General features: G+C 57.3%; 16 protein-coding genes and 1 riboswitch. Of the genes, 1 reads left to right on the plus strand and 15 read right to left on the minus strand.

From position 1 onward, the window contains the following. Positions 1–167: 167 nt before the first annotated feature. From FWJ25_RS07415 to FWJ25_RS19865, 4 genes are all read right to left on the minus strand, one after another. Positions 168–743, minus strand: a complete 576-nt coding sequence (locus FWJ25_RS07415; protein WP_149599639.1) for an NAD(P)H-dependent oxidoreductase — start codon at positions 741–743, stop codon at positions 168–170. A gap of 101 nt (positions 744–844) precedes the next feature. Beyond that, entirely contained in the window at positions 845–1132 is a 288-nt protein-coding gene (locus tag FWJ25_RS07420; protein WP_149599640.1) for a helix-turn-helix domain-containing protein, read from the minus strand. Then, positions 1125–1436 (minus strand): type II toxin-antitoxin system RelE/ParE family toxin, encoded by a 312-nt coding sequence (locus FWJ25_RS07425; RefSeq protein WP_149599641.1) that lies wholly within the window; start codon positions 1434–1436, stop codon positions 1125–1127. Before FWJ25_RS07425 ends, FWJ25_RS07420 begins: the two co-directional genes overlap by 8 nt. Positions 1437–1587: 151 nt before the next feature. Beyond that, the gene (locus FWJ25_RS19865; RefSeq protein WP_246166695.1) at positions 1588–2142 is read right to left on the minus strand and encodes a hypothetical protein; all 555 of its coding nucleotides are present in this window, start codon (positions 2140–2142) and stop codon (positions 1588–1590) included. Between the two features lie 620 nt (positions 2143–2762). On the opposite strand from FWJ25_RS19865, the gene FWJ25_RS07435 reads away from it, so the two are divergent. Beyond that, positions 2763–3746, plus strand: a complete 984-nt coding sequence (locus tag FWJ25_RS07435) for an integron integrase (RefSeq protein WP_149599642.1) — start codon at positions 2763–2765, stop codon at positions 3744–3746. Positions 3747–3798: 52 nt separating this feature from the next. Here the strand turns inward: FWJ25_RS07435 and FWJ25_RS07440 are convergent, their stop codons facing one another. The 11 genes from FWJ25_RS07440 to urtA all read right to left on the minus strand — a co-directional run bounded on the left by FWJ25_RS07440 (position 3799) and on the right by urtA (position 16922). Continuing rightward, positions 3799–4857, minus strand: coding sequence for a ribonucleotide-diphosphate reductase subunit beta (locus tag FWJ25_RS07440; protein WP_149599643.1), 1059 nt, complete (start codon positions 4855–4857; stop codon positions 3799–3801). A gap of 29 nt (positions 4858–4886) precedes the next feature. Next, complete coding sequence (locus tag FWJ25_RS07445; protein WP_149600049.1) at positions 4887–7667, minus strand: ribonucleoside-diphosphate reductase subunit alpha; 2781 nt, start codon at positions 7665–7667, stop codon at positions 4887–4889. Positions 7668–7794: 127 nt separating this feature from the next. Then, positions 7795–8014, minus strand: a riboswitch (cobalamin riboswitch). Between the two features lie 83 nt (positions 8015–8097). After that, positions 8098–8451, minus strand: a complete 354-nt coding sequence (locus FWJ25_RS07450; protein ID WP_149599645.1) for a zinc ribbon domain-containing protein — start codon at positions 8449–8451, stop codon at positions 8098–8100. 3 nt (positions 8452–8454) lie between these two features. Continuing rightward, the gene (gene fmdA, locus FWJ25_RS07455) at positions 8455–9687 is read right to left on the minus strand and encodes a formamidase (RefSeq protein WP_149599646.1); all 1233 of its coding nucleotides are present in this window, start codon (positions 9685–9687) and stop codon (positions 8455–8457) included. Between the two features lie 134 nt (positions 9688–9821). Then, complete coding sequence (locus FWJ25_RS07460) at positions 9822–10865, minus strand: AAA family ATPase (RefSeq protein WP_149599648.1); 1044 nt, start codon at positions 10863–10865, stop codon at positions 9822–9824. Between the two features lie 15 nt (positions 10866–10880). Then, positions 10881–11927, minus strand: coding sequence for an aliphatic amidase (locus FWJ25_RS07465; RefSeq protein WP_149599649.1), 1047 nt, complete (start codon positions 11925–11927; stop codon positions 10881–10883). 15 nt (positions 11928–11942) lie between these two features. Continuing rightward, positions 11943–12632, minus strand: coding sequence for an urea ABC transporter ATP-binding subunit UrtE (gene urtE, locus FWJ25_RS07470; protein ID WP_149599650.1), 690 nt, complete (start codon positions 12630–12632; stop codon positions 11943–11945). Between the two features lie 2 nt (positions 12633–12634). After that, positions 12635–13393, minus strand: coding sequence for an urea ABC transporter ATP-binding protein UrtD (gene urtD, locus FWJ25_RS07475; protein ID WP_149599652.1), 759 nt, complete (start codon positions 13391–13393; stop codon positions 12635–12637). Continuing rightward, on the minus strand, positions 13393–14592 hold the full coding sequence (gene urtC, locus FWJ25_RS07480; protein WP_149599654.1) for an urea ABC transporter permease subunit UrtC: 1200 nt from the start codon (positions 14590–14592) through the stop codon (positions 13393–13395). Before urtC ends, urtD begins: the two co-directional genes overlap by 1 nt. 9 nt (positions 14593–14601) lie before the next feature. Then, complete coding sequence (urtB, locus tag FWJ25_RS07485; RefSeq protein ID WP_149599655.1) at positions 14602–15528, minus strand: urea ABC transporter permease subunit UrtB; 927 nt, start codon at positions 15526–15528, stop codon at positions 14602–14604. A 125-nt stretch (positions 15529–15653) separates the two neighbouring features. After that, the gene (gene urtA, locus FWJ25_RS07490; RefSeq protein WP_149599657.1) at positions 15654–16922 is read right to left on the minus strand and encodes an urea ABC transporter substrate-binding protein; all 1269 of its coding nucleotides are present in this window, start codon (positions 16920–16922) and stop codon (positions 15654–15656) included. Positions 16923–16959 lie beyond the last annotated feature (37 nt).

Below are 16959 nucleotides of genomic sequence, written 5' to 3' on the forward strand. Positions count from 1 at the left end.
TCGATGGGCCTGGTGGCTCCATTCCACCGCCTTGACCTTGAACTCAGTGCTGTATTGCTGTGTTTTCTTCCCCGTGATCATTTCCGGCATCAGTTTTCTCCTGCTTCGGAGTTATCGATGCGTGTCCACTAGATCGGGGGAAGTCCAAGTCCCTCTTGAGGCGTTTGTTAGGCTTTTTCACCTAGCTGCTCTGCTACTTTGAGCCATTTTTCTCTTTGCTCTGGCTTTGAGGACCGTAAAGGGGAAAACTCTGAAATTTTGGTCACTTTAATGCCCGAAAAGCCAAGTATTGTCCGCTTCATCTCATTATGTCCCGGACTTCGATAAACCCAACGAAAGTACCAAGGCGGGGTATCCATTGTCACTATGAGTTGCGCGGTTCGATTAGAGAGAAGCTTATCCCATAATTGGGAGTTCTCACGGTACTTGAAAGCAAAACCCGGGAGAAAAATTCTATCGATAAACCCTTTCATCAGCGAAGGAATTGATCCCCACCAAATTGGATAGATAAAAGCTATATGCTCTGCCCACTGAATGTCCTGTTGAGCTTTAATCAAGTCAGGCTCTAATTCTTGGATTTCACGATAACCCTTCCAAAGAACAGGATCAAAACTCAACTCACTCAGCTTAATGGTACGAATATTTGCGCCTGTTAACTCCGCACCTTTGATGTACGAATTGAATAGAGCATCGCAGAAACTACCTGTATTGGGATGCCCAAGGATCACTAGTATTTTTTTCACGGCTCCTCCATAAGCCTAACGCCCGCCATCACCAGTGACAGAACCGCAGCGAAGCGGAGGTTTTGGCATCCGGTGCATGGCCTGGTTACACCTCACTTTGGTCAGTGAAGCTGATTGAAGACTTCCGGGTGTTGCTCAGCAATGCGCAGAAGCGCAACTGCAGGCCCCTGCGGCTCGCGACGACCCTGCTCCCAATCCTGAAGCGTTCGTACACTCACGCCCATAAGACCTGCAAATGCAGATTGCGACATGTTCAACTTCAGCCTGATCACTTTAGGCGGTGAGGGCTCTGCAAGCTCATGAGTTCGTAGAGCCAATTTGCCCTTCTTGAACTGCTTGATTTCATTGATGCCATCAAGAATCTCTGCCCCAAGGTTCCTGTCACCCATTTTTGATTGCCTCCGCTATCTGCTTGAGCGCATGGCCAGGAATGCTGGCCCGCTCTGATTTACTGTACAGCGTGAGCATCCATATCTCGTGGTCAGACTTCTTCCAATAGTAGATAGCTCTGATACCACCGCTCTTTCCCGAACCCGCTGGTGCCCATCGAACTTTACGAACGCCACCCGAGCCTTTGATTAGATCCCCAGCATCCGGTTTCTGCAAAAGGTAGGTTTGAAGCCCACGGTATTCCTCGTCCGTGAGGTAGTTCGGCAATAGCTTGGTGAACGTTGAGGTTTCGATGAATAGCATTGCCAAAATATACGGCGTTGCCGTATGAGCGTCAAGGCAAGATCAGTGAGGTGTAACGCCGTTGTTCAGCGGCAGCCTTGGCAGAGCTAAGCGGCGACAAGGCTGTCCGGTGGAGGGCCCTTCAGGGCCCGGAACGAACTGGAACTATTGGTTAGATTGAGACTAGCTCCCCAGACAGGGCCTCTATCTTTACACCATTGGTTTCAAGCTGAACCTGGCTTGGCTCGCCAGACCAATTACTTATTCGACCGACGTTAAGAACATTCAATCCTGCGTTCTCAATATGACGGACGACACCCGCCTCATAACGACACCTGAGCAATTTATCCGCTTTTTTATCGCCAGTTTTGGGGAGTTCGGCGAAAAAGAGATGCATATTATCGATAAAATCATTGTTGAATTCTTCGCGGTCAATGTGCGCAAAACGAGGAATCATACCGTCGCCCGGGCGATGCATTAAGATGCTTTGGTTTCGACGTAGCCCGTCTAAGCAGTGAGCTTGATAATTACCTTTCAGGCAATCCCTCAGGTGCCTCTTATGCCGTTGCGCCACATCTAATGCTTCACCTACATAGTAAGCTCGGTAGTAAGAAGGTTTGACTTCAACGCACCAAATATAGAAACCGTTTACCCAAGCTTCCGAGTGATCAAAAATTGAATTCTCGCCGCGAAAACTGAATGGGCCGTGAACTTCCAATGTTTCCATGCAATGCTCCTAATCTAACGCCGCGAGCAGCAGCGCGGCTTTTTGCGTCTGCTGCCTTGCCTGGTTAAGTGGTGACACACCAGCCCACCCAAGGAACAAGATGTGAGCCTGCGAACCAGACTACATTTATGGCACCCCGCAAGGACTCAAACCTTGAAGATACCCCCAACCAGGAATGTGGCCGCCCACAACGAATGGGAAAACCGAGCCACACCCTCTTATTTTTCTAACGGCACCGTAAACTTTGATGGTGACACCGACTCAGAATCTAGCTCTGCCATAAATAAAGCAGAACCATTTAACATTTGTATATGAGTCCCAACGACCACTTTCCCCACGACTCATATCTCAATTTTAATTCTTTCCAAAACTAGGCAGAAAATCCCGTAAGGTCAAATACTTCCGTCGCTTTTTGGGTCAGAATCTCAAAATAAAAATATTCACCAAGACGACTATGCTCCACCCAACAACTAGTTTCTATCCAATTGTTTTGTTTGAAAATTCAACCGATTCAATAACACGCCCCCAGTTTACGGTCATCTCGATCGCTTTCCCGTTGCAGCAACACGCCGGCACAACTAAACTGTACGTACATACAGTAATCAGAAAGGAGCGCTGTCATGGATGACATCCCCACCCCACTACCTGCGGTTCCCATCCGGTTTATGGACCGGTTTCGCGCTTTTATCCGCGCTCGTCAGCTGGCTTACCGCACCGAAAAAACCTACTGCCTCTGGGTGCGGGATTTCATTCGGTTTCACGGTGCCCGCCACCCGGAAGCCATGGGCGCAGAGGAAGTGAACGCCTGGCTCAGCCATCTTGCCAACAATCGAAACGTGTCGGTGAACACGCAAAAAACCGCCCTGAACGCGGTGGTGTTTATGTATCACCAGTTTCTCGGCCGTGAACTTGGCAAGCTGCAGTTTACCAACACCACCCAGGCGCGTCGGCTGCCCACGGTGTTCAGCCATGATGAAGCCATGGCGGTTCTGTCCTACATGCAGGGCACCCATAAACTGTTGGCGAGCCTGATGTATGGTTCGGGGCTTAGGGTAATGGAGGCCACCCGGTTGCGGGTTCAGGACGTCGATTTTTCCGAGCAATGTTTGTTCGTACGGGAGACCAAGGGCGATAAGTGGCGCCGATCCCTGTTGCCAACCTCGGTAACCGAGGGGTTACGGAATCAGGTTGAATTCGCGCTGGCGTTGCATCGGCAGGATCTGGACGATGGGTTCGGGGAGGTGTATCTGCCGAATGCCTTGTCGAAGAAGTATCCCAATGCCGCCCGCAGTCCGGCATGGCAGTACGTGTTCCCGGCACATCGCTTGTCAGTGGACCCTCGCTCTGGCGTCCGCCGGCGCCATCATATTGGCGAGCAACAGGTTCGTCGTTCGGTGAATGCCGCCATCCGCGATGCCGGCATTCGTAAGAAGGCGAGTTGCCACACCTTTCGCCACAGTTTTGCGACCAATCTGCTCAAAAGTGGCACAGACATCCGCAGTATTCAGGAGTTGCTGGGCCACAATGACATTTCTACCACCCAAATCTACACCCACGTGATCGGCAGCCATCAGCGTGGGATCAGTAGCCCCCTGGATCCATGAACTTCTGGCTTGGCGGTGGTGTAGTGGGCTGAGACACCCGGTCGGCCGCAGTTCACCACTCCAACTGCGCCCCGGTCTGGTACTCAATCACCCGCGTCTCAAAAAAGTTCTTCTCCTTCCGCATAGTCGCCTGCTCATCCAGCCAGGGTGACACGTTTTTCGCTCCGGGGAACGGTTCTTCCAGGCCCACGGTGCGGGCACGGCGGTTGGCCACGAAGCGGAACTGTTCGCTGTGGTATTCGGCGGAATAGCCCAGGATCGGGTCCCGCAGGATGTACTCGGCGTAGGCTTTCTCGGCGGCTTCGGATTCGTCCCACATCTCGCGCACGGCTTTCGGGTCGAGGGTGATGTTTTCCTCTTCGAGGATCTGGTTCACCACTTTCAGGCCGAACGAGAAGTGCATGGCTTCGTCTCGCAGGATGTACTGCAGTTGCTCGCCGGTGCCGCGCATCAGGCCGCGGCGCTGCAGGGCAAAGATGGGGCTGAATCCGTTGTAGAACCAGCAGCCTTCGAACACAGCGGCAAAGAACAGGTACGACATGATGAATTCTTCCAGGTCGTCCCGGTTGCGCAGGTTCATGTCGGAGCGCATGGCCGCATCCAGCCGGCGGTTGGCGAGCTGGATTTTGCCGTTGATCTCCGGAACGACTCGGTAGCGGTTGTAGATCTCGCTCTGGTCCAGGTTGAGGGTTTCGATGCAGTGCTGGTAGGTCCAGGTGTGCAGGGCTTCCTCATACACCTGCCTCGCCTGGTAGATCTGCAATTCCGGGGCGCTCATTTTCTCCATCACGGCCAGGCCGATGTTGCGCATGGCGAGGATGTCGGAGGTGGTCAGGTACGCCAGCACGTTTTCGTACACGTGCTTTTCCGGAGCGGTGAGGCGGTGGTGGTAGTCGTGAACATCCTGGGCCATGTTGATGTCCAGGGGGGTCCAGTGGTTTTTGTTGGCGTTCATGAAGTACTCCCAGGCCCAGGGGTACTTGAACGGCGCAAGTTGGTTGATGTCGGTCTCGCCGTTGATCACGCGCTTGTCGTCCACGTTCACCGGGGCCGGTCCGCCGGTGGTGGCGGGTTTGTGTTCGGTTTTTGGTTTGTCGTCCCAGTCCAGCATGGTGTTTGCCTCCTGATAAAAGTAAGTGGTTACTGACAGGCTTCGCAGTCCGGGTTGTCGATGCTACAAACCTGGGGCCCGGGTGCGACAGAAGGCGCTGCGACGGGCGCGGTTTTCTCGGCCGCACCGGTGGCACCCAGAGAGCGCAGGTAGTAGGTGGTTTTCAGGCCACGCTCCCACGCCAGCTGGTACAGGGCGTCCAGTTTTTTGCCGCTGGGTTCGGCCATGTACAGGTTGAGGCTCTGGGCCTGGTCCAGCCACTTCTGGCGGCGGGCGGCGGCTTCCACCAGCCAGCGGGCGTCGATTTCAAACGCGGTGGCGTAGCGGGCTTTCAGCTCTGGCGGGATGCGGTCAATCTGCTGAACGCTGCCGTCGAAGTATTTGAGGTCGTTCACCATCACGTTGTCCCACAGGCCTTCGGCTTTGAGATCACGCACCAGTGAGGGGTTCACCACGGTGAATTCGCCGGAGAGGTTCGATTTCACGAACAGGTTCTGGTATGCCGGTTCGATGGACTGGGACACCCCAACGATGTTGGAAATGGTCGCGGTAGGGGCAATGGCCATCACGTTGCTGTTGCGCATGCCGTGTTTGGTCACCAGTTCACGCACCGGGGTCCAGTCCAGATGGGCGTTGGTGTTGAGGGTGATGTCCCCTTCCCTGCGCGCTTTCTGGAGCAGGCTGATGGAGTCGATGGGCAGGATGCCCTGATCCCACAGCGAACCTTCATAGGTCTCGTAGGCCCCGCGTTCACCGGCCAGGGTGGCGGAGGCACGGATGGCGAAGTAGCTAAGCTGTTCCATAGCCACGTCAGCAAACTCCACCGCCTCCGGGCTGGAGTACGGCAGGCCGAGTTTGTAGAGGGCATCCTGGAAGCCCATCAGGCCAAGCCCAACCGGGCGGTGGCGAAGGTTGGAATTGCGGGCCTGGGGCACGGCATAGAAGTTGATGTCGATGACGTTATCGAGCATACGCACGGCGGTGGACACGGTCTGTTCCAACCGTTGCACGTCCAGTTCGCCATCGCGGATGTGGGCTGCCAGATTCACGGAACCCAGGTTGCACACGGCGATTTCGTCCGCGCTGGTATTGAGGGTGATCTCGGTACACAGGTTGGAGCTATGCACCACGCCCTGATGCTGTTGCGGTGAGCGCAGGTTGCAGGGGTCTTTGAAGGTGATCCACGGGTGGCCGGTTTCAAACAGCACGGTGAGCATTTTCCGCCAGAGTTGCTTGGCGGGGATTTTCTTGAACAGGGCGATTTTGCCTTGCTCTGCCAGTGCTTCGTAGTGCTCGTAGCGTTCGCGGAATGCGTTGCCGTAGAGATCGTGCAGGTCCGGCACGTCGCTGGGTGAGAACAGAGTCCAGTCCCGGTCTTCGCGCATGCGTTCGATGAGCAGGTCCGGCACCCAGTTGGCGGTGTTCATGTCGTGGGTGCGGCGGCGTTCGTCGCCGGTGTTCTTGCGCAGCTCCAGGAACTCTTCGATGTCCAGGTGCCAGCTTTCCAGGTAGGCGCACACGGCACCCTTGCGCTTGCCGCCCTGATTTACAGCTACGGCAGTGTCGTTCACCACTTTCAGGAAGGGCACCACGCCCTGGCTTTTGCCGTTGGTGCCTTTGATGTGGGACCCGAGGGCCCGCACCGGGGTCCAGTCGTTGCCAAGGCCGCCAGCCCATTTGGAGAGCAAAGCGTTGTCCCGGATGGCACCGTAGATGTCTTCCAGGTCGTCGCCCACGGTAGTGAGGTAGCAGGATGACAACTGGGAATGGCGAGTTCCACTGTTGAACAGGGTTGGCGTGGAGGCCATGTAATCGAAGCTGGAGAGCAGGTTGTAGAATTCGATGGCGCGCTCGTTGGGCTTGTCTTCCCTCAATGCCAGCCCCATGGCCACGCGCATGAAAAACACCTGCGGCAGTTCCAGGCGGGCCTCGTTCCAGTGCAGGAAGTAACGGTCGTAAAGGGTTTGCAGGCCGAGGAAGCCGAATTGCAGGTCGCGCTCCGGTTTCAGGGCCGCGCCGAGGCGTTCCAGGTCATAGGCCGCAAGCGCCTCATCCAGCAATTCGTAACGAATGCCTGCTGCCACGAAGGCGGCCAGCGCCTGTGGATAAATCTCTTCCAGCGGCAGGCTGATGGGCAGCCCAAGCGCTTTTGCGTTTTCCAGCCGGAGCTGTTCCAGCAGCAGGCGGGCGGTAACGGCGCTGTAGTCCGGCTCCCGTTCGATCCGGCTGCGCGCGGTCATGATCAGGGCAGACAGCACTTCCCCTTCCGCAATGCCGTCGTAAAGGTTGGTCAGGGCACCGTCTACCAGAGATTCGCCGTCGATACCGTCCAGCCCGGTGGCAGCCTGCTCTACCTGTTGTTTCATCAGGCCCAGATCCAGCGGGGCAATGTCGCCGTTGGCCTTTTTCACGGTCAGGTGTGGGTGGGCTTCCATCGGGTCGTCGTGGGCACGCTGCCGGGCATGTTCTTCCCGGTACAACACGTAGGCCCGCGCCACTTTCTGTTCTTCTGCCCGCATCAGGGCCAGTTCCACCTGGTCCTGGATGTCTTCGATATGCACCTTGCCACCGGCTTTGAGGCGACGGCCAATGGCGTGGATCACCTGATCGGTTACGCGATGAACCGCGTCGTTCACTCGGGCGGAGCCGGCAGCGGAATCTCCCTCAACGGCAAGAAACGCCTTGGTGACAGCAACGCTGATCTTGGACGGATTAAAACTGACAAGGGTGCCGTTGCGTTTGATGACCTGAAGGGTCTCGGTTTGGGCAACGGTGGACGGCTGGGCTTCAGCCAGGGCAGTGGCAGACATCTGGGCTCTCCTGATCGCGACGATTCCTTTTGCCTTCGCGAATGCAGGGGCACACCACAGCCGTAGTACGGGCAGGGAAATACCGGTCTGCTCACCCTGAGTCGCGAAGGTGCAGTTCCGGAGCATGAATTGCTCCGCATCCCTGGCAGGTCTTCGGACTCAGGGGCGTGAATCGTGAGATTCGGCCTCGCGGGGCGACTTCCCGGCGTTTGCCAGTGTCGTTGTGCCTCGCTTGTTCCCCAATACCGCTGCGCGTCAGTTCCGGATTCTCACCGGATTCCCGACTACCGCTGTGTTCACAGAATGATCACAATATCTGGTAGTGAACCAAGGATTTGGACACTATATACGGCAGGGTCAGGGAGAACAAGGCAGGCAATAAAAAAGGCCCCCGAAGGGGCCAAACACGTGATCGTTTCACAACGTTCAGTCAGTGACTGATCATCCATGGCCGCATGGACGGGAACATTTTCTTGCCGTCTGCGGTATAGAACAGCATGTGCTTGCCGTCGGATTTCTTCTTGCAGCCGCAGGCCTTGCGATGCTCGGCGTCATGGGCTCGCTGATCCGCTGTGGAGATGATCGGCTCATGCCGTGCCTTCTCGTTGCGCTCTTCTGCCTTGCGCCGGGCCGGGTCCATGCCCACCAGTTCTGGCGGCAGTACAATCACCCGGGGTGACAGGGCCTTGCAGGAAGGGCATGCGGCCGGGCTGCCTGCCTCTGCCATGGTACCCAGCTCCTGGAACAGGCCGTGCTCGCGGCATTTGTAGTCATACAGTGGCATGGCTTACTCCTTGTCTGGAGACAGGGGTACATCGGTGCCCGGCGTGACCTTTTTGGTCGGTCCTTCCGCGGTTGGGTTGATGTCGAAGTCGAAGATCTCGGTGGGCAGCCAGAGGGTGGCACAGGCGTTTGGCACATCGACCACGCCACTGATATGCCCTTCTACCGGCGCACAGCCGAGCAGTGCGTAACTCTGGGCCGGGGTGTAACCGAACTTGCCCAGATACTCGATGGCGTTCAGGCAGGCCTGACGATAGGCCACGTGTACGTCGAGGTAGTGCTGCTTGCCTTCTTCGTCCACCGAGATGCCTTCGAAGATCACGTAGTCTTCGTAACGCGGCTTGATGGTACTGGGCTTGAACACCGGGTTCTTGATGCCGTACTTGGCCACGCCGTCTTTGATCAGATTCACCCGCAGATGAATCCAGCCGGCCATTTCGATGGCACCACAGAAGGTGATTTCACCGTCGCCCTGGCTGAAGTGCAGATCGCCCACGGACAGGCCCGCACCTTTCACATAAACCGGGAAGTACACCTTGGAGCCACGGGAAAGGTCCTTGATATCGCAGTTACCGCCGTGCTCACGGGGCGGTACGGTACGTGCTGCTTCCGCCGCCGCTTCCTTGGCCGCATCGCCGGCCAGTTTGCCCAGGTGAGCAGTGTCAGCAAATGGCAGGTTGGCCAGGCCGGGTACGCGATCCGGCTCGGTGTCGTAGAGTTCTTTCTCACGCTTGTTCCACTCGTCCAGCATCGCTTTCGATGGCAGGCAGCCAATCAGGCCCGGGTGGATCATGCCGGCGAATTCCACGTTCGGAATATGGCGGGATTTGGTGAACATACCGTTGAAGTCCCAGATGGACTTCTGCGCTTCCGGGAAGTGCTCAGTCAGGAAGCCACCGCCGTTCTGCTTGGAGAAGAAGCCGTTAAAGCCCCACTGTTCGTCCTTGAAGGCACCAATATCGAGAATATCCACTTCCAGCAGATCGCCGGGCTCGGCACCTTCAACGCCCACCGGGCCAGAGAGGAAGTGCACCTGGGTGAGGTCCACATCGCGCACGTCGTCTGCGCTGTCGTTGTTCTTAATCTGGCCGCCGGTCCAGTCGTGACACTCCAGTATGAAGTCGTCGCCGGGCTTGACGGTCACCGCCATGGGAATGTCGGGGTGCCAGCGGTTGTGGACCTTTTCGTTCTCGTATGCAGATTTGGTTAAATCGACCTTGATTAATGTTTCAGCCATAGCGGTTGCTCCTGATTCTCGGCTTTGTCTGTCAAAGCATGGTTACGCAGTGACGAGGGCCCCTGCGCTGACGCCATCCACTATCGGAAATTCACGCCGGGGGCGGTATTCGCGAATTGCCCCCGGCACCTACGTCATTCGACGTATTGGCTCACGACCACTTCGCTGCCTCTGAGGTCCGCGCTGAAATCCGTACAATCCGGATGCGCCAGCAGGGCCCTGGCAACCGCCGGTTCCAGCCGCTGGCGAAAAGCACGCAGCATTTCCCGAGCGCCGTAGCGGCTGTCGTACCCCAGGCACAGGTCGGTCCGCAGTTCCGGGGAGAGCGTGAGCCTCGCATGCTTGCGGGCAAGCCGTTTGTTGAGCCCTGCCAGTTCGATGTCCAGAAGGGCATCCAGCCAGTTGTCGGTGAGGTTGTTGAAGGTGAGGATCTGGTCGATCCGGTTGAGGAATTCCGGGTCAAAGTGGCGGCGCAGGGCGGTGTCCCGAATCCGGTCTCCAGCTCCGGGCGAAAGCCCCAGCCATCGCCGCCAGCCCCGCTGGTAACGGTGGTGATGAGCCTCGGCATCCAGCGCCCCGGCGTTGCTGGTCATGAAGATGAGGGTGTTGCGAAAGTCGATCTCGCGGTTGCCGGAGGGAAAGACCAGGCGACCGGTATCGAGCACGTTAAGCAGGGTTCGTGTGACTTCCTTGCTGGCCTTCTCGATCTCGTCAAAGAGCACGATGCCGGGTTTGCCGAACGATCCCTGCACCTTGTCCAGATCAAACAGGCTGTGGCCTTCCTTGCTGCCCACATAGCCCGGCGGGGCGCCGGTGAGTGCAGCGGCGTAGTGTTCCTGGGCCAGGGTGTTCATATCAATCCGGCACAGGCTATCGCGGTTGCCGTGAATGGCCTCGGCAATCAGCCGCACGGTTTCGGTTTTACCCACCCCGGTCGGGCCGAGGAACAGGTGCACGGCCAGCGGACGGTTCTCCTCCCCAATGTCGGCTTTCACTCGCACCAGCATGGATTCCATGGCAGCAAGCGCATCATCCTGCCCCACAATGTTCGCCCGAAGGCGGGTCATCACAGCCTCTGGCTCAAAGCGAAACCGGGAAACACGAACCGGGCCTGAATCGGCCCGGTTCTTTGCAATGGCATCCCGATTGGCTTCGAGCCGTTCATTGATAAACGGCATCCGAACCTCCCGGGCTTAGGCGCCTGCGGCTTTTTCCTTGCCCTCAACAGGCAGTTCTCCCACAGGGCATTCCGCGGTGCCCACGGTTTTGCGGGTCATCGCTTCTACATTCTCCTGCGCCTTCTGGGCGTCCATAACCCAGGTGCGGTAGAACTCGAACGGGCAGTCCGCCACACCCTTGTCGCCGTCACCGGAGTTGTGAACCCCTGTGTACCCCCGGTGCAACAGTTTGAACAGGTGGTTCTGGGACTGGTCATTGGCCCGGGCATCCCGGATCTGGCTCACGGAAAGCTGGGCATACTGCACGCCCATATCCTCTTCACCACATTCACCGAGCGTGCGGCCGTCGAAACCGACGATGGCAGAGTGACCGAAGTAGGAATACACGCCGTCAAAGCCACTGGCGTTGGCGACAGCCACATAGCAGTTGTTGGCCCAGGCCATGCTCTTGGCCATCATGATCTGCTGTTCCTTGGCCGGGTACATATAGCCCTGGCAGCGGACAATCAGCTCTGCGCCCTTCATGGCGCAATCACGCCAGATCTCCGGGTAATTGCCGTCATCGCAGATGATCAGGCTGATCTTCATGCCCTTGGGGCCTTCGGTCACATAAGTGGTATCCCCGGGATACCAGCCCTCTATCGGGCACCAGGGGATGCACTTGCGGTACTTCTGGACAATCTCGCCTTCGTTGTTGATCAATACCAGGGTGTTGTAGGGCGCCTTGTTAGGATGATCTTCATGACGCTCGCCGGTCAGCGAAAACACGCCCCAGGTATTGGCCTCGCGACAGGCCGCCGAGAAGATGGCGGTTTCGTCCCCCGGCACTGTCGCCGCGGTCTCCATCATCTCGTCGTTGTCGTACATGATCCCCATGGTGCTGTATTCGGGGAACACCACCAGGTCCATACCCGGCAGGCCGACCTTCATGCCTTTGATCATGTCCGCAATCTTGCGGGCGTTGTCCAACACCTCGGCCTTGCTGTGCAGCCGCGGCATTTTGTAGTTCACCACCGCCACGCCGACGGTATCGTTACTGCTGGAAATATCACCGTGTCTCATGGTCAGACTCCTGTGTTACACAGCCAGATAACTGGCAATTTTTTCCTGATCGGCCTCTTCCCGACTTTCTTCGTGAACGATCTTTCCCTTCTCGATCACCAGAATCCGGTCTGCCGCGTCCATCACGAAGCTCAACACCTGCTCCGACACCACAATGGACAGGCCCCGCTCATCGCGAATTCGGCGCAGCGTCTTGGCGATGTCCTTGATGATGTTGGGCTGAATGCCTTCGGTTGGCTCATCAAGCAGCAGCACCTTCGGCCGGGTTGCCAGCGCACGGGCAATCGCCAGTTGTTGTTGCTGGCCTCCCGAGAGGTTGCCGCCGCGCCTGTTCTGCATTTCCTTGAGCACCGGGAAGAGTTCGTAGAGGTCCTCGGGAATCTTCTTCTCGCCCACCGCCGCCAGGCCGGTTTCGATGTTTTCCTTCACGGTGAGGGTCGGGAAGATCATGCGTCCCTGGGGCACAAAGCCGATCCCGGCCCGCACCCTCTGGAAACTCTTCAGGTTAGAGAGATCGGTCCCGTCGAGCGTGACCTGCCCTGCTTTGGTGGGTGTCATCCCCACCAGGGATTTCATCAGTGTGGTTTTGCCCATACCGTTGCGGCCCACCACAGCCACAATCTCGTTCTTGCCCACTTCCAGGTTCAGGTCCTGGATGATGCTGCTCTGGCCATAGGCCACCGAATGTTGTTTAACGCTCAGCATGATCAGTGCCCCAGATAGACTTCGATGACTTTCGGGTCCGATTTCACGTGCTCGATGGACCCCTCGGAAAGAACCTTGCCCTGGTGCATCACCGTGACCCGGTCTGCAATGTCGCCCACAAACTGCATGTCGTGCTCAATCACCAGTACCGTGTGGTCTTTGGTGATCCGCCGCAACAGCTCGGCGGTTTTCTGGCGTTCGGCAACCGACATACCGGCCACCGGTTCATCGAGCATCAGCAGATCCGGTTTCTGGATCAGCAACATGCCGATTTCCAGCCATTGTTTCTGGCCATGGCTGAGCAGCGAGGCCGGCTGGTCAAGTGCGTCACTCAGGAAGATGGTTTCAGCCACTTCTTCCACAGCCTCGATCACCTGCGCATCACGCTTGAACGCCAGAGCACCCATCACCGAGTGGCCCTGTGGATAAGACACCTCCAAGTTTTCAAACACAGTCAGGTCTTCAAACACCGACGGGGTCTGGAACTTCCGGCCCACCCCGGAATGCACAATCTGGTGTTCCTTCAGTCTGGTCAGCTCCTTGCCGGCAAATTTGATGGAGCCCGAGGTGGCCTTGGTCTTGCCGCAGATCAGGTCCAGTACCGTGGTTTTGCCGGCGCCATTAGGGCCGATGATCACCCGGATCTCCTTGGGGTCCAGGTAGAACGAAAGGTCATCCACTGCCTTGAAGCCGTCGAAGGACACGGTGAGTCCTTCCACCGCCAGCAGAAAATCCTTGCTCGTGGTCTTGGCTGCGTTCATCAGGATTTCTCCGGGCTGTATTGATCCAGCATCGGGTCGTAATCACGGCCCTCGTCTTTCTTTTCCACCGGTTTTTGCGACACAGGCTCTGCCTTGTCAGCCTTTGGCTTACGCTTGAACAAACGATCTTCCAGCGGCATCACATAGGTCTGGTAAAGGCCGGCCAGGCCGTTCGGGAAGGCCAGAACCACACCGATAAACAGAGCACCCATGGCGAAAGGCCAGAGTTCCGGGAAGGATTCTGAGAATCCACTCTTGGCCGCATTGACCAGCAGCGCTCCGTACACCGCACCAAGGATCGACAACCGGCCACCCAGAGCACAGAAGATCACCATCTCGATAGAGGAGACGATGCCAATGAACGACGGCGACATGAAGCCAACAATCAGGGTGAACAGAGCGCCGCCGATACCCGCGAAAGCGGCGGCCAGGCAGAACACGAAGATCTTGAAGGCAGCTACGTCATACCCGGAGAAGCGCACCCGCATTTCCTGGGCGTTCATGGCCACCAGGATGCGACCCAGCTTGCGGTTCTGCACAAAGCGGGCGGCAAACAGGCACAGGAACAGCATGCCCACACACACGAAGTACAGAATGGTCTTGGCGGAGTCGGTACGAATGTCCCAGCCCGCCAGCGTTTTCAGATCGGTGATGCCGTTCACGCCACCGGTGTAACCCTGCTGACCGATGATCAGAATGGTCAGGATGGCTGCGATGGCCTGGGTGATGATGGCGAAGTACACGCCACCCACCCGTCGGGTGAACATGGCAAAGCCAATGACGAAGGCAAGGATCACCGGTACCGCGATGATGGCGATGAAGGTGAACGAAAGGCTGTGGAACGGTTCCCAGAACCACGGCAATGCGGTCAACTGGTTCCAGTCCATGAAGTCCGGGATTCCCGGTGTGGACTGGATGGCGGTGGCCTCCGGCGTGGAGGCCTCCAGCTTCAGGAACATCGCCATGCAGTATCCGCCAAGACCGAAGAACACGCCCTGGCCGAGGCTGAGAATACCCGCCTTACCCCAGCACATAACCAGACCGATCGCGACAAACGCATAGGTCAGATACTTGCCCACCATGTTCAGGCGGAACGGGTCCAGGGCCAGCGGCAGGATGACAACCAGCAACAGGGCCAGCGCCAGGTAGTAGAGCCCCTCGCGGGAGGCAAACCATTTCAGTGGGGATGAGTTTTTCATGACAGTCTCCTAGCGACGGACCTTGAGGGCCATGAGTCCTTCCGGACGGAGCATCAGGATGCCGACGACCACCAACAGGGTAAGCACCTTGGCCATGGAGCCACTGAGGAAGAATTCCATGGTGGACTGGGCCTGGGAGATGCCGAAAGCGGATACGATGGTACCGATCAGGCTCTGTGCGCCGCCGAACACAACCACCAGGAAGGTATCGACGATGTAGGCCTGGCCAGAAGATGGGCCGGTGGACCCGATCATGGTGAAGGCTGCACCGGCGATGCCGGCGATGCCGCAACCAAGAGCAAAGGTCATGCGGTCCACACCTGCGCTGTTAATGCCCACGGCTTCCGCCATCGGGCGGTTCTGAACCACGGCACGTACCTTTTTGCCCCAGCTTGAGCGGTACATCAGCAGGTAGACGCCGAGTGCAATCGACAGGGCGATGATCATCACAAACAGTCCGTTGATGGGCAGTTCCACCAGATCGGTTACCTGGATAGCCCCCATCATCCATTCGGGGAGTTCGACACCCACTTCACGGGCGCCGAAAATAGAACGGTAGGCCTGCTGCATGATCAGGCTCAGGCCCCAGGTAGCCAATAAGGTATCGAGAGGGCGGTGATACAGGTGTCGTATCATTAACCACTCAATGAGCGCCCCAAGTGCGGCGCAGATCAGGAACGCCAGGATCATGGCGATAAAGAAGTACCCGCCGAACAGGCTGGGCATATAACTCTGGAAAAAGCCGGACGTCAGGTAGGTGGTGTAGGCGCCAAGGATCATGAATTCCCCGTGGGCCATATTGATCACACCCATCTGACCAAAGATGATCGCCAGGCCCAGTGCCATCAGGACGAACACTGAGAACAGGGACAGCCCGGCAAACCCCTGCATGGCAAATATCGACATCAATTCACTGGTGGTGTAGCCATCAAACATGACCCTTACTCCCCTCAGATAAACACAAACCGGTTACTGGAAATCCTGTCATCGGAAACCCGGTCACTGAAAACCGGTCACTGAAAATCACAGGGCCGGTGCCCGAAGGCACCGGCCAACTACGATTACTGATATCCCTCGGGGAACGGATCCGGCTCCATCAGTTCCTGGGTCTCGTAGACTACGTCGTACTGACCGTCTGTCTTGGCGCGACCGATGCGGGTCTTGGACCACAGGTGATGGTTCTCGTGAATGCGCACGTAGCCTTCAGGCGCTTTGTTGAATTCGATGCCGGCGAATACTTCGCGGATCTTGTCGATGTCGAAAGAACCCGCTTTCTCAACCGCGAACTTCCACAGCCACGGGCCGAGGTAAGCAGCCTGGGTAACATCGCCGATCACCATGTCGTCGCCGTAGGCTTCTTTGAAAGCAGCTACGAAGTCTTTGTTGTTCGGGTTGTCCAGGCTCTGGAAGTACTTCATGGAGGCGTAGATGCCTTCGACGTTCTCACCACCGATGCCACGGATTTCATCCTCGGTCACGGAGATGGTCAGCAGCAGTGGCTTTTCTTCGGTGAAGTCGACACCGGCTGCTTTCATCTGCTTGTAGAAGGCCACGTTGGAGCCGCCAACCACAGAGGCGAAGATTACGTCTGGCTTCTTGAGCTTGATCTTGTTGATTACGGAGTTGAACTGGGTGTGGCCAAGCGGGTAGTACTCTTCACCCACCACTTTCAGGCCCAGTTTGTCGATGTGCTTGCGGGCGATTTTGTTGGAAGTACGCGGCCAGATGTAGTCAGAACCAAGCAGGTAGAAGGACTTGGCACCTTTTTCTTTAACAGCCCAGTCAATGCCTGCCAGGATCTGCTGGGTGGCTTCCTGTCCGGTGTAGATAACGTTCGGGGACTGCTCAAGGCCCTCGTAGAAGGTCGGGTAGTAGAGCATGCCGTTGTACTGTTCCATAACCGGCAGTACGGCTTTACGTGAGGCCGACGTCCAGCAGCCGAAAATGGCGGCGACATCATCCTGGCGCAGAAGCTTGCGGGTTTTCTCCGCGAAGGTGGGCCAGTCACTGGCGCCGTCTTCCTGAACAAACTCGATCTGGCGGCCCAGAACACCGCCGGACTCGTTGATCTGCTGGATGGCCAGCTTCTCTGCCTGCACCGAACCGATCTCACTGATCGCCATGGTTCCGGTGATGGAGTGCAGAATGCCGACCTTGACGCTGTCGTCGGTCACAGCCAAACCAGTGGTATTCACTTCTTCCGTTGGCGGTACCGCGGCCTGAACGGAAGTCGCCAGCATTATGGATGCCGCCAGCGTCGCCAGGCTCTTCCGGAGCCCGATGCCCTTACCCAATGGCCGCCTTCCAGCGGCTGTCGTTGTGGTTCCCATGGTCATTCCTCGCAGTGTTTGAAAACCGGTGCCGCGC

This window comes from Marinobacter salinexigens, from assembly GCF_008370345.1.
GTDB lineage: Bacteria > Pseudomonadota > Gammaproteobacteria > Pseudomonadales > Oleiphilaceae > Marinobacter > Marinobacter salinexigens.

What these genes read in the sequence shown, in the direction of transcription:
- FWJ25_RS19865 (WP_246166695.1), bottom strand. Translation starts at nt 2,142, where the DNA reads ATGGAAACATTGGAAGTTCACGGCCCATTCAGTTTTCGCGGCGAGAAT.
- urtC (WP_149599654.1), bottom strand. Translation starts at nt 14,592, where the DNA reads ATGAAAAACTCATCCCCACTGAAATGGTTTGCCTCCCGCGAGGGGCTC.
- fmdA (WP_149599646.1), bottom strand. Translation starts at nt 9,687, where the DNA reads ATGGCTGAAACATTAATCAAGGTCGATTTAACCAAATCTGCATACGAG.
- urtB (WP_149599655.1), bottom strand. Translation starts at nt 15,528, where the DNA reads ATGTTTGATGGCTACACCACCAGTGAATTGATGTCGATATTTGCCATG.
- FWJ25_RS07435 (WP_149599642.1), top strand. Translation starts at nt 2,763, where the DNA reads ATGGATGACATCCCCACCCCACTACCTGCGGTTCCCATCCGGTTTATG.
- FWJ25_RS07460 (WP_149599648.1), bottom strand. Translation starts at nt 10,865, where the DNA reads ATGCCGTTTATCAATGAACGGCTCGAAGCCAATCGGGATGCCATTGCA.
- urtD (WP_149599652.1), bottom strand. Translation starts at nt 13,393, where the DNA reads ATGAACGCAGCCAAGACCACGAGCAAGGATTTTCTGCTGGCGGTGGAA.
- FWJ25_RS07465 (WP_149599649.1), bottom strand. Translation starts at nt 11,927, where the DNA reads ATGAGACACGGTGATATTTCCAGCAGTAACGATACCGTCGGCGTGGCG.
- FWJ25_RS07440 (WP_149599643.1), bottom strand. Translation starts at nt 4,857, where the DNA reads ATGCTGGACTGGGACGACAAACCAAAAACCGAACACAAACCCGCCACC.
- FWJ25_RS07445 (WP_149600049.1), bottom strand. Translation starts at nt 7,667, where the DNA reads ATGTCTGCCACTGCCCTGGCTGAAGCCCAGCCGTCCACCGTTGCCCAA.
- FWJ25_RS07425 (WP_149599641.1), bottom strand. Translation starts at nt 1,436, where the DNA reads ATGCTATTCATCGAAACCTCAACGTTCACCAAGCTATTGCCGAACTAC.
- FWJ25_RS07420 (WP_149599640.1), bottom strand. Translation starts at nt 1,132, where the DNA reads ATGGGTGACAGGAACCTTGGGGCAGAGATTCTTGATGGCATCAATGAA.
- FWJ25_RS07450 (WP_149599645.1), bottom strand. Translation starts at nt 8,451, where the DNA reads ATGCCACTGTATGACTACAAATGCCGCGAGCACGGCCTGTTCCAGGAG.
- urtE (WP_149599650.1), bottom strand. Translation starts at nt 12,632, where the DNA reads ATGCTGAGCGTTAAACAACATTCGGTGGCCTATGGCCAGAGCAGCATC.
- urtA (WP_149599657.1), bottom strand. Translation starts at nt 16,922, where the DNA reads ATGGGAACCACAACGACAGCCGCTGGAAGGCGGCCATTGGGTAAGGGC.